Here is a 10354-nt window from a genome sequence, read left to right as displayed (position 1 = left end):
AAATGAAAAGTCGACCAAGGTCGGCATCGCTACCAAACGCTTAAAAGCTGGCTGGAGTGCCGACTATCTCGCCAAGGTCTTGGGCTTGCCGACTTGATGCTTCATGCAATCGCCCTGCATTAAGTCCCCATCGAATACTGCCGCAGCCCGCGAAGCGACTTCGCTCGGCAACGTGTGCAGATAAACCATCGTGCTGCTGATTTCCTTATGGCCCAGGAACTTCTGCACCATGGTGATGTCCATACCTGAGCGCAGCAATCGAGTAGCGCATGAGTGCCTGAATGTATGGCTGGGGATCTTACCTCCATCAAGCGAAACACCTGATCGCTTCACCACGTCTTTCATCCAACCCGTATTGGTACGGCCATCGTCGTGCTTGGTGGGGAATACTTTGTTGTTGATGCGGGTCAGGTGACGGCGTTCCATGATGGCGCGTAGCGAGTTGGTCATCTGTAGCAGGCAGTCATTGCCGCGTTTCAGTCGCCTGACAAGGATGGTGTTGAGTTCGAAATTGATGTCCGAGCACTTCAGGTTATGGGCCTCGGTGATACGGGCACCCAGATGGAGCAGGCATACGAGAATGTCCTGATTGTCTTGCCGCATTGCATCGACCTTTGCGTTTTACCCGGATACTTGGTGTCAGGAGAGGTCGCTGCCAGCATTGCAGCTTCTTCGGCAACGGAGATTACGCGGAAGCGGGTTGGCGTTTGCTTGATCGGGTCTAGTCGAGGCCCGGGCGAAAGCCGCTTCTTCGTGCAGTAGTTGTTCAGTGCATTCCAGTAGACGATGAACACGCAGACGGTGTTGTGGGCACGGCCAAGTTTGATCATCTTGGTTACGACTTCTTGTACTTGATGTTTTGGCAATGACTTCATCGGCACATCTGGCAATGCATTCTTCCATTTCTTCATGTTATTGCACGCCGATTCGTAGCCCTTCATGTGCTTGCGGTCAGCAAGGAAGCCAGCGATTACGTCATGTACTGACACAGGCCGTTCGCCCTATACCTTGATTTGTTGAACGGTTTCATGGTTCCACTTACGAGCAATTTGAGTTGCAAGCTTCTTATCGTCTGTTTTTGTCGAACGAAAGAGCATTATGCCGTCGATCAATTTGCGCCAGTGCCAAAGATCATTGCGTTTGTAAATTGGCATGTTTTTCTCCTGAATTGACGCAATACCGGTACCGCGCACGTCTTTGTACAAATTTTGCACGAAAAATTGACCAAAAACTGGTGCCAGATTTAGTATTGCTGGGGTCAGGGAAGATGCGTTCAGACAACAGGGAGATCAAGAAATTTGTGATTTGATGTGGCGAGGGAAAACAGTATAAACAGTATTTTCTTTCGAAGGGCTGCGTGTAGTTGCAATGACGTTTTCCCTATGGGGGGCGTGCAAAAAATGGGCATGTTGCGAGCTTTTCGGGCGTGTCCATAAGATGTTCAGACGCAGCGCTGTTGTATTGTGCGCACGCTGTCTTTTGACCAATTCGTGTACTCTTCCCACAGGCGGTTCAACCATGGGGAGCAAGCACGGTGGATTACAAGGACTACTACAAGGAACTCGGCGTCGAGAAGACGGCGACCGAGGCTGAAATCAAGAAGGCGTACCGCAAGCTGGTACGCAAGTACCATCCCGACGTCAGCAAGGAACCGGACGCTGACAAGCGCACCAAGGCCCTGAATGAAGCCTACGGCGTGCTGGGCGACGGGGAAAAGCGCGTCGCCTACGATGAACTGGGCCGCAGCGCGCAAGGCGGTCCCAAGGGCGAGCCATTTCGTCCGCCGCCGGGCTGGGGCTCGGGCTCCGAATCGTCGGGCGCCGACGACAGCGATTTCTTTGCCGACCTGTTCGCCCATGTGGGCGGACAGCGCCGCGCCAACAGCAACTTCCAGATGCAGGGCGAGGACAGCCACGCCGCCATCACCATCGATTTGCACGACAGCTACCATGGCGCCAAGCGCCACATCGTCATGCGCGTGCCGGAAGCGGACGCGCAGGGCCATGTGGTCACGCGCGAGCGCACCCTGGAAGTGACGATACCGAAAGGTGTCACGGAAGGCCAGCAGCTGCGCATGAAGGGCCAGGGCCATCCGGGCAGCGGCGGCGCGCCGGCTGGCGACTTGTACCTGGAGATCCGTTTCCAGAGCGATGCGCGCTACAAGGTGGAAGGGCGCGACGTCTTCGAGACGGTGCCCGTCACGCCGTGGGAAGCGGCGCTGGGTGGCGAAATCGCCGTGCCCACGCCGTCCGGCACCGTGGCCGTCAGCGTGCCGCCCAATTCGCAGACGGGGCGCAAGCTGCGCTTGAAAGGGCGCGGCATACCGGCCGCCCAGCCGGGTGACTTGTACCTGCTGCTGGAAGTGGTGCTGCCGCCGGCGAACGACGCGAAAGCGCGCGAACTGTATGAAACCATGGCGCGCGAGATGGCCTTCAATCCGCGCCAGAAGCTGGGAGCGTAAATCATGGCGACAAATGTAATTGGCGTATTGCTCGAAGATTCCGCCCTGAGCCTGGAAGAATTGGCGCGCGCCTGCGCCGTGGAACCGGACTGGGTGGTGCAGCACGTGCAAACAGGCGTGCTGCTGCAAAATGGCCCGCCGCCGGGGCAATTGACGGCCTGGCGCTTCACCAGCCTGGACCTGGTGCGCGCGCGCCGCCTGCACGAAATCGAGTCCGTGTTCGACGCCAATGCCGAACTGGCCGGCCTGGTGGTCGATCTGTCGGAAGAAGTGGCGCGTTTGCGGCGGCGTTTGCAGGTGCTGGGCGCCGACTAAACCTTATTCAGGATCAACGTGCCGCGTCACGGTGATCCTGGAAATGTAAAACTGGCCGTCGATGACGACGCGGTGCGGGATACCGGCGATGTCGAAACCGGGGCCGCCATCTTCCATCCATTCCTGCGCCACGCTGTCGAACTGTTGCGGCGTCATGCGCAGCATCTGCGCCGTGATGACGAAGCGCGCGCCAGGTTGTTGTTTGTTGACGAAGTCGTCGATGCCGGCCATGGTAAGTCCTTGTTGATGTATGCGCTGATGTATGCGCGCATGATACCTGCCCGCGCGCCCTTCTAAAACCCCTGATCGAGCAGCCGTGGCAGCTGCTCGGCAAAGCGCTCCGTCAGCCACTTGCCCGCCTGGCCAGGCGGCGTGTCGGCGCGCTGTATCAGGTAAAGCGGATAATTCTCGCCCTTGTCGACGGCCAGCGGCAGGTGCACCAGGCGGCCTTCAGCCAGGTCGTCGCGCACCATCGCCTCGGGCATGTTGCCCCAGCCCAGGCCCGCGCGCAGCAAGGCGTGCTTGGAACCGAGGTCGCCCAGGCGCCAGTTGCGCAGTCCCAGCACGCCGAAATCCTGGCCTTCCGTCATGGCGCTGCGGTCGCTGAGCACCAGCTGGATATGTTCGCGCGCCACGGCTGACGGAATCGGACCTTCCTGCTGCGCCAGCGCGTGGCTGGGCGCGGCCACGGGAATCAGGCGCACATGGCCGACGGCCAGGCGCTCGAAGACATCGGCATTGGCCGTGGTCCAGCCACTCAGGCCAATATGGCAGCTGCCATCCATGACCAGCTGCGCCACGGCGCCCATGGCTTCCATGCGCAGGCGCAGGGCGACGGTGGGGAACTGCGCCTGGAACGCTTCGAGTATGCGCACCAGCACGCAGGTGGGGAACATGACGTCAACCACCACCGACACTTCCGCTTCCAGGCCACCGGCCAGCGCCTTGGCCCGCGCGCGCATGGCGTCCACTTTCAGGGCCACGGCGCGCGCGTCGGCCAGCAGGGCGCGGCCAGCGTCCGTCAGGGTGGGCTTGCGCTTGCTGCGGTCGAGCAAGACGACATTCAACTGTTCTTCCAGGTTGGCGATGGTATAGCTGATCACCGATTGCGTGCGGTGCAACTGGCGCGCCGCGTGGGCGAAGCCGCCCGCGTCGATGACGGCGACAAACACGCGCAACTGGTCGAGCGAAGGCTGGCCTGGTTCTCTCACGGCGACTCCATATCTAGAAATTCGATGCAAATCATTTATATTTACCTGGTTTCATCGATAGTAGCGCCGAACTATGATGTGTGCAAGCGCCGCGATGCGGCATTCCAGTTACCCGTTTTCGAAGGAACAATTCATGGCTAACGTACTACACATTAATAGCAGCGTGCGCAGCAGCGGTTCCCTGTCGCGCCAATTGTCGGGCGAATTCGTCGCGAAACTTGCAGCGCAAGGCGCTACCGTCGCCCTGCGCGATCTGGCTGTGCAGCCCGTGCCGCACCTGACCGAAGAGGTGATGGGCGCGTTCTTCACGCCCGCCGAGCAGCGCAGCGCGCAAGCGGCGGCGGCCGTGCAAGTGTCCGATACCCTGGTCGATGAATTGCTGGCGGCCGACGTGCTGGTGCTGGCCGCGCCCATGTACAACTTTTCCGTGCCCTCAACCCTGAAGGCGTGGATTGACCACGTGGCGCGCGCGGGCCGCACCTTCCAGTACACGGCCACCGGCCCCGTCGGCCTGGCCACGGGCAAGAAGGCATATATCTTCACGGCCAGCGGCGGCGTCTACAGCGAAGGTCCGGGCGCAGCGTATGACCACCTGAGCACCTATCTGCGCGCGGCGCTGGGCTTTCTCGGCATCACCGATATCGAGTTCGTGCAAGCCGAAGGCGTGGCCATGGGCGAAGAAGCGGTCGCCGGTGCCATCGCCAAGAGCCGTGCCTCGATTGCCGCCCTGGCCGCCTGACTTTGGCCGCCTGAACTACGCCTTTCGAGGGATTGCCAATTTTTCATGGCTGACATAAGCTTGCCGGCGGCGCGTTTTTGCGCCAGTCCGGCGAGCGGTTCGCCATGAAAGTTCCTCATGCACAAGTTGGCAAGCGCCGTCTGCCTTGGATGTTCCATGTTGGCGGCAGGATTTGCGCAGGCGCACACCGCGCCAGTGGCAGCAGCTTCTCACGTGGGCCGCCACGCATCCACGCCCGAGGATTTCGGCGCCATCGAACAAGTCGTCGCCGGCTTCCAGGCGGCCCTGGTCACCAAGGATATCAAGCTGCTGTCGTCGCTGATGCTGCACGCCAATATCCTATTCACTTCGCCGGCCGATGACGGCTTCATCAAGACAGTGCGCGACACCACGAACGTGCATTTCGACGGCATCGAGGCGGCTGGCTACGCCGGTTTCGCCAACTACATCAAGCGCGAACCGCTGCGCACGCAAGAAAAATTCTACAACGTCAAGATCACCCAGGACCGCCATGTGGCGTGGGTCAACTTCGACTATGAATTCCTGGTCGGCGACAAATTGTCCAACTATGGCATGCAAGCGTGGCAAATGGTCAAGCGCGACGGCAACTGGAAAATTCTCAGCGTCGTCTGGTCCATGCATGGCGCGGCCGAGGCCGGGAAATAAGACGCGCCGGCTCTTCCCCGTTCAGTACGATGTTGCTCTGCAATAAATTTTTTGCTTCGTCTATACTTTCGGTGTGACCGAACCGGCCGCTATGGCCGCCGTGTGGCCGCAGCGCCTGTGCCGCCATGTAGCAGTGAATGCCATTTTTCGATTGTGCCGCGTAATAAGATGCAGAAACAAGCAGATAGCTCAAGCACAGGGTTTCCCCTTTTTACCGCGTCAGTCCGTAGAGACAAGCTGTCCGGCCATGCCACTCTGGAGCAAACATCGTGCCGATAAAGTATGTTGATTTTTATGAGGTAAATTACACGGCAGAGCCCTTGCGGGGCTGCAAGCTATGGGGCGCCTACGTCGCCATCTATGCCCCTTCGCCCAACCCCATGCACCGGGTGAACCTGGTGAAGAAACGCAGGGTGTCGGCCGACCATCCATTTGCGACGCAAGAGGACGCCGTCGCCGAAGCAGGCGAAGTGGCGCTCAAGCTGGTCGAGCGGCGTCGGCGCCGCTATGTCTTTCATCCCTGAGGCTGCTTGCGTCACTGTGTAGCTTGTCCAGGCGCAAGCTATTGCGCATGAGGGGCTGCCGGGCGCAGACAGGATGGGTGCAGTGGCGAGCTTGGCATTATCATGCAACTTCCCGCCACGCCAGAGGACCGCCATGAAACGCCAGCTGCACCTGCTCGTCATCGACCCGCAAAATGATTTTTGCGATTTGCCACCAGAGTGGCTGCCCACGGGCGCCGCACCCGCGCTGGCCGTGCCTGGTGCCCATCAGGATATGCTGCGCGTGGCGCAGTTGATACGCGAAGGTGGGCAAGGTTTGACGCAGATCAGCATCACGCTCGATGCCCATCACCGCTACGACATCGCCCACCCCGCGTTCTGGCGCACGGGCGCCGGTGGCGCGGTATCGCCCTTTACGCAGATCAGCGCGCAGGAAGTGCGCGACGGCCTGTTCCTGCCCGCCGCCAGCACCGCCTTGCCGCGCGCGCTGGCCTACCTTGATGCGCTGCAGCAGGCCGGGCGCTACCAGTTGATGGTGTGGCCCGTGCATTGCGAGATCGGCAGCTGGGGCCAGAATATCCACGCGGCCGTGCGCGCCGCCTATAACGGCTGGGAAGTGGAGCACTTGCAGGTGGTTGCCAAACTGAGCAAGGGCTCGAATCCATGGAGCGAGCATTATTCAGCCGTCATGGCCGAAGTGCCCGACGCGCAAGATGCCGCCACCCAGCGCAACGGCGATTTCCTCGCCACCTTGCTGCCGGCGCAGCAGCTCTATATTTGCGGCGAGGCGGGCAGCCACTGCGTGAAGGCCAGCACGGAACACATCGCCGACTACCTGCAAGCCCAGCAGGGGCCGCAGGCTTTGGGCCGGCTGGTGCTGCTGACCGACTGCATGAGTCCCGTCACGCACTTCGAGGCGCAGCAGCGCGAGTTTCTTGCCGCCATGCAGGAACGTGGCGTGCGGCTGGCCACGGCGGACGCCATCCTGCCTGAACTGCTGGCCAACACAGGACGGTGAGGCCTTGCCGCAAGCGGGCGCTGCTGAAATGCCTGCGGTGGCGTACTATTCTGGCTTCAGGAAGTTGGAGAAAACACACATGACCCCGATAGTGCGCAGTTTGCTGGAAACCGATCTGTATAAATTTACAATGTGGCAAGCTTTGCTGCACGGTCATCCGAATACCCATACCGAATACGAATTTGTCTGCCGCAATAAAACGGTGTTCCCGCTGGCCGAACTGAAGGATGAGCTGGAAGAGCAGCTCGACCATCTGTGTTCGATGTCGTTTGCCGACGATGAGCTGGCCTATCTGCGCACCCTGCGCTTCATGAAGAGCGATTTCGTCGACTTTTTGACCGTCTTCCGCTTCCAGCGCAAATTCATCGACGTCAGCACCGAGGGTGACACCTTGCTGGTGCACGCGGCTGGGCCGCAAGTGCATGTGATGGGTTTCGAGATTTTCGTGCTGTACATCATCAATGAACTGTACTTCCGCCGTTTCGACTTCGACGCGGCCATGCGCGAAGGACGGCATCGCCTGGGCTTGAAAGTGGCGGCCGTCAAGGAATTTGGCAAGTTGCCGCGCCGCAAGCATCCATTCGAGTTTTCCGATTTCGGCGTGCGCCGGCGTTTCTCGGGCGCCTGGCATGAGGAAGTGGTGCAGCGCTTGGCGCATGAGGTGCCGGAATATTTCAAGGGCACCTCAAACGTGTATCTGGCGAAAAAGCTGGGCATCGTGCCGATCGGCACCATGGCGCATGAATACATGCAATCGTTCCAATCCTTCGGCGTGCGCCTGCGCGACTTTCAAAAGGCGGCACTGGAAGACTGGGTGCAGGAGTACCGGGGCGACCTGGGCATCGCGCTCACCGACGTGGTCGGCATGGACGCCTTTTTGGCCGATTTCGACCTGTATTTCGCCAAGCTGTTCGACGGCTTGCGCCACGACTCGGGCGACCCGGTCGAGTGGGGCGAGAAGGCGCTTGCCCATTACGCGGCCCTGCGCATCGACGCCAACACCAAGCGCCTGGTGTTTTCCGACGGCTTGGACCTGGACAAGGCCTTCGCCCTGTACCAGCACTTCGCCGACCGCATCATGACGGGCTTTGGCATCGGCACCAATCTCACCAACGACGTCGGTTTGACGCCGCTCAACATCGTCATGAAACTGGTGCGCTGCAATGGCCAGTCGGTGGCGAAATTGTCGGATTCGCCGGGCAAGACCCTGTGCAAGGATGAAACCTTCCTCGCCTATCTGCGGCAGGTGTTTCACCATCCTGCGGTGTGAGGCCGATCGCTTAGAAGCCCGTCACTACCGTGTTCATGTGCTCCACCTGCGGCGCTGCGGCGAAGAATTCGCCCACCAGCGCGCGCCATGCCTGGAAGTCGTCGCTGCCGCGAAAATGCACGGTATGGTCTTCCAGGGTTGTCCAGCCCACCACCAGGCGATACGCATCGGCGTTTTCAATCGAGTGTTCCAGGCGCATCGATTCGCAGCCGCGCGCACGCTGGAACAGGGGCACGGCCTGCGTCACGGCCGCTTCGAATGCCGCATGCGTGGCCGGTTTGATCTGGATGTGGGCAATTTCAAAAATCATGGCAAGTTCCGCTGTGGAGTGAAGGAAGCTGATCTTGCCATAATTTGGCCGCGCAGGGGAGGGGAAAAAGCCACCTGCCTTGCGTTGCCAGTAGCATCGCCATGCAGATGGCTTAGTCGCGCTGCCGGAATGGTTTGATTTGCTCGGTGGCAAGTCCATTCAGCACAGTAACGCCATGCGCGTGGCCCTGCCTGACGATGCTGTCGAATTTTTCCCACTGCAGCAGTCCGATGCGTTCGAGTGGCGGGTTGAAGTACAGGTCGCTGAGTTTTTGCGACTCGCGCTGGCGTGAGGCTATACAGGATGGTGACGTTCATCAGGTAAGCCACCAGCGAGGGGAATTTGTCGCGGCGCTTGCTGCGTGGCCGGAGCCGGTCGCGCAGCAGCGCCCAGGTGCCTGGCACTTCGTCGAGTTCGATGCGGCGCGGCTTGCGAAAACTCAGGTCCACGCCGATGACTTTGCCCACCCCGCGTGTCGCGCGCATGATGTCGACTGGGAAATTATTGAAGGTGCCGCCGTCGCACCGACGCGCACATCGAAACCGTCGTGGCCATGGCGCAGCTTGACCTGTTTGCCTTGCAGCCTGCCTTCGGCCAGCAGCGCCAGTCCGGCGTGCACCGCGCGCTCGGGGTCGTCTTCCTGCGCTTCAGCGGCGCCAAACACCGCCAGCAGGCTGTCGCCCGCGTATTGCAGCACGCGGCCGCGATGCGCTTCGACGATGGCGGTGCAACGCGCCAGCGCGCCGTCCATCACGGCGTGGATATCTTCCGGGTCGAGCTGGCGCGCCAGGGTGGTGGAGCCGACCACGTCGAGGAACAGGATGGTCACTTGCTTGAGGGTCTGGGTGCCAGGGACGGCGGCCCCCAGCGTTGCCGAGCAGGGCACGTTGGGCTTCAAGGCCGCCGATGACGGCTTCGAGCTGTAGTTGTTCTGTTGATACGATGCTCCCGGAAGTATCGTCTGCCTGGGTGCCGGCGTTGCGGCAGGTCGAAGTCTTATCAGCGCTTGATTCTATATTGACATTGATTAAAAGGCAATCATGGGTAGATGCATCTTCATCGCGTTGACTGCCAGACTTGCTTTTTCCGCTAATTTGACGCAAATGTTTGATAAATGTGCAGAATAGCGCTCAAGTCGCGCTAAGATACGGCTTGCAGTGTATCTGCACCCGGCGCAAGCCGCAGGCAGGGATGCGGGATCAATCTTTCATAGGAGAACCAAATGGCAGCGAAGAAAATTCTGTTTTTGACCGGCGATTTTGCAGAAGATTATGAAACGATGGTGCCCTTCCAGGCGCTGCTGATGCTGGGCCATACCGTGCATGCCGTCTGCCCCGGCAAAAAGAGCGGCCAGACGATCAAGACGGCCATCCACGATTTCGAAGGCGACCAGACCTATACGGAAAAACCGGGCCATCTGTTTACCTTGAATGCCAGTTTTGACGAGATTGACCCGGCCGACTATGACGCCGTGATGATCGCCGGCGGCCGCGCCCCCGAATACCTGCGCCTGAACGAGAAAGTGATCGCCGCCGTGCGCCATTTCGCCGAGGCGGGCAAGCCCGTGGCCGCCGTCTGCCATGGTGCGCAGTTGCTGGCCGCTGCCGATGTCATTCGCGGCAAGCGCATTTCCGCCTATCCGGCCTGCGCGCCGGAAGTGAAATTGGCGGGCGGCACGTATGCCGACATCGCCGTCACCGATGCCGTCACGGATGGCCAGTTCGTCACCGCGCCCGCCTGGCCCGCGCATCCGGCCTGGCTGGCACAGTTCGTCAAGCTGCTCGGTACCGAGATCCACCTGTAACCCCTTATCGTCCCGGCGTGCTGCAGTATCGCTTGCCGGGCGTTTCACTTATCAGAT

The 10354-nt window shown here is 60.3% G+C and carries 15 protein-coding genes; 8 read left to right on the top strand and 7 right to left on the bottom strand.

Annotation, left to right across the window (positions count from 1 at the left end):
• Positions 1-63: 63 nt before the first annotated feature.
• The 3 genes from ACQ4W6_RS24865 to ACQ4W6_RS24855 are packed head-to-tail and all read right to left on the bottom strand — an operon-like array spanning position 64 to position 1154.
• A complete protein-coding gene (locus ACQ4W6_RS24865) occupies positions 64-603 on the bottom strand; it encodes a tyrosine-type recombinase/integrase (protein WP_436569844.1) in 540 nt (179 codons plus the stop codon).
• Positions 528-941: a site-specific integrase gene (locus tag ACQ4W6_RS24860; protein ID WP_436569843.1), complete on the bottom strand. Its 414-nt coding sequence runs from the start codon at positions 939-941 to the stop codon at positions 528-530. Before ACQ4W6_RS24860 ends, ACQ4W6_RS24865 begins: the two co-directional genes overlap by 76 nt.
• 60 nt (positions 942-1001) lie before the next feature.
• The gene (locus tag ACQ4W6_RS24855; protein ID WP_436569842.1) at positions 1002-1154 is read right to left on the bottom strand and encodes a hypothetical protein; all 153 of its coding nucleotides are present in this window, start codon (positions 1152-1154) and stop codon (positions 1002-1004) included.
• Between the two features lie 380 nt (positions 1155-1534).
• Between ACQ4W6_RS24855 and ACQ4W6_RS24850 the strand changes: the two genes are divergently transcribed.
• The gene (locus tag ACQ4W6_RS24850; RefSeq protein WP_436569841.1) at positions 1535-2461 is read left to right on the top strand and encodes a DnaJ C-terminal domain-containing protein; all 927 of its coding nucleotides are present in this window, start codon (positions 1535-1537) and stop codon (positions 2459-2461) included.
• A gap of 3 nt (positions 2462-2464) precedes the next feature.
• Positions 2465-2776: a chaperone modulator CbpM gene (locus ACQ4W6_RS24845; RefSeq protein ID WP_436569840.1), complete on the top strand. Its 312-nt coding sequence runs from the start codon at positions 2465-2467 to the stop codon at positions 2774-2776.
• Between the two features lie 3 nt (positions 2777-2779).
• On the opposite strand, the gene ACQ4W6_RS24840 is transcribed toward ACQ4W6_RS24845, so the two are convergent.
• Entirely contained in the window at positions 2780-3007 is a 228-nt protein-coding gene (locus ACQ4W6_RS24840; RefSeq protein ID WP_436569839.1) for a hypothetical protein, read from the bottom strand.
• A 62-nt stretch (positions 3008-3069) separates the two neighbouring features.
• Complete coding sequence (locus ACQ4W6_RS24835; protein WP_436569838.1) at positions 3070-3987, bottom strand: LysR family transcriptional regulator; 918 nt, start codon at positions 3985-3987, stop codon at positions 3070-3072.
• Between the two features lie 133 nt (positions 3988-4120).
• Between ACQ4W6_RS24835 and ACQ4W6_RS24830 the strand changes: the two genes are divergently transcribed.
• The 5 genes from ACQ4W6_RS24830 (at position 4121) to pncB (ending at position 8183) form a co-directional block, all read left to right on the top strand.
• Entirely contained in the window at positions 4121-4726 is a 606-nt protein-coding gene (locus ACQ4W6_RS24830; RefSeq protein ID WP_436569837.1) for an FMN-dependent NADH-azoreductase, read from the top strand.
• Positions 4727-4882: 156 nt separating this feature from the next.
• Positions 4883-5392 carry a nuclear transport factor 2 family protein gene (locus ACQ4W6_RS24825; RefSeq protein WP_436569836.1) on the top strand — a complete coding sequence of 170 codons (510 nt, stop codon included), beginning with the start codon at positions 4883-4885 and terminating at the stop codon, positions 5390-5392.
• A gap of 269 nt (positions 5393-5661) precedes the next feature.
• Complete coding sequence (locus ACQ4W6_RS24820) at positions 5662-5916, top strand: hypothetical protein (RefSeq protein ID WP_436569835.1); 255 nt, start codon at positions 5662-5664, stop codon at positions 5914-5916.
• A gap of 133 nt (positions 5917-6049) precedes the next feature.
• Positions 6050-6913: a cysteine hydrolase family protein gene (locus ACQ4W6_RS24815; RefSeq protein ID WP_436569834.1), complete on the top strand. Its 864-nt coding sequence runs from the start codon at positions 6050-6052 to the stop codon at positions 6911-6913.
• A gap of 79 nt (positions 6914-6992) precedes the next feature.
• A complete protein-coding gene (gene pncB, locus ACQ4W6_RS24810; RefSeq protein ID WP_436569833.1) occupies positions 6993-8183 on the top strand; it encodes a nicotinate phosphoribosyltransferase in 1191 nt (396 codons plus the stop codon).
• 10 nt (positions 8184-8193) lie between these two features.
• Here pncB and ACQ4W6_RS24805 read toward each other — a convergent pair whose 3' ends face one another.
• Both ACQ4W6_RS24805 and ACQ4W6_RS24800 read right to left on the bottom strand, forming a co-directional pair.
• Entirely contained in the window at positions 8194-8493 is a 300-nt protein-coding gene (locus ACQ4W6_RS24805) for an antibiotic biosynthesis monooxygenase family protein (RefSeq protein WP_436569832.1), read from the bottom strand.
• Between the two features lie 439 nt (positions 8494-8932).
• Positions 8933-9379: an adenylate/guanylate cyclase domain-containing protein gene (locus ACQ4W6_RS24800; RefSeq protein WP_436569831.1), complete on the bottom strand. Its 447-nt coding sequence runs from the start codon at positions 9377-9379 to the stop codon at positions 8933-8935.
• A gap of 336 nt (positions 9380-9715) precedes the next feature.
• On the opposite strand from ACQ4W6_RS24800, the gene ACQ4W6_RS24795 reads away from it, so the two are divergent.
• Complete coding sequence (locus ACQ4W6_RS24795; RefSeq protein ID WP_436569830.1) at positions 9716-10297, top strand: DJ-1/PfpI family protein; 582 nt, start codon at positions 9716-9718, stop codon at positions 10295-10297.
• Positions 10298-10354: the final 57 nt, after the last annotated feature.

The organism is Janthinobacterium woesei (genome assembly GCF_051380875.1).
Classification (GTDB): Bacteria; Pseudomonadota; Gammaproteobacteria; order Burkholderiales; family Burkholderiaceae_D; genus Janthinobacterium.
This window is presented reverse-complemented; position numbering and strand designations above follow the sequence as displayed.

Bases quoted from the DNA above. Each gene is read 5' to 3' on its own strand.
- ACQ4W6_RS24805 (WP_436569832.1), bottom strand. From the start codon at position 8,493: ATGATTTTTGAAATTGCCCACATCCAGATCAAACCGGCCACGCATGCG.
- ACQ4W6_RS24865 (WP_436569844.1), bottom strand. From the start codon at position 603: ATGCGGCAAGACAATCAGGACATTCTCGTATGCCTGCTCCATCTGGGT.
- ACQ4W6_RS24815 (WP_436569834.1), top strand. From the start codon at position 6,050: ATGAAACGCCAGCTGCACCTGCTCGTCATCGACCCGCAAAATGATTTT.
- ACQ4W6_RS24825 (WP_436569836.1), top strand. From the start codon at position 4,883: ATGTTGGCGGCAGGATTTGCGCAGGCGCACACCGCGCCAGTGGCAGCA.
- ACQ4W6_RS24860 (WP_436569843.1), bottom strand. From the start codon at position 941: ATGAAGGGCTACGAATCGGCGTGCAATAACATGAAGAAATGGAAGAAT.
- ACQ4W6_RS24830 (WP_436569837.1), top strand. From the start codon at position 4,121: ATGGCTAACGTACTACACATTAATAGCAGCGTGCGCAGCAGCGGTTCC.
- pncB (WP_436569833.1), top strand. From the start codon at position 6,993: ATGACCCCGATAGTGCGCAGTTTGCTGGAAACCGATCTGTATAAATTT.
- ACQ4W6_RS24840 (WP_436569839.1), bottom strand. From the start codon at position 3,007: ATGGCCGGCATCGACGACTTCGTCAACAAACAACAACCTGGCGCGCGC.
- ACQ4W6_RS24795 (WP_436569830.1), top strand. From the start codon at position 9,716: ATGGCAGCGAAGAAAATTCTGTTTTTGACCGGCGATTTTGCAGAAGAT.
- ACQ4W6_RS24855 (WP_436569842.1), bottom strand. From the start codon at position 1,154: ATGCCAATTTACAAACGCAATGATCTTTGGCACTGGCGCAAATTGATC.
- ACQ4W6_RS24845 (WP_436569840.1), top strand. From the start codon at position 2,465: ATGGCGACAAATGTAATTGGCGTATTGCTCGAAGATTCCGCCCTGAGC.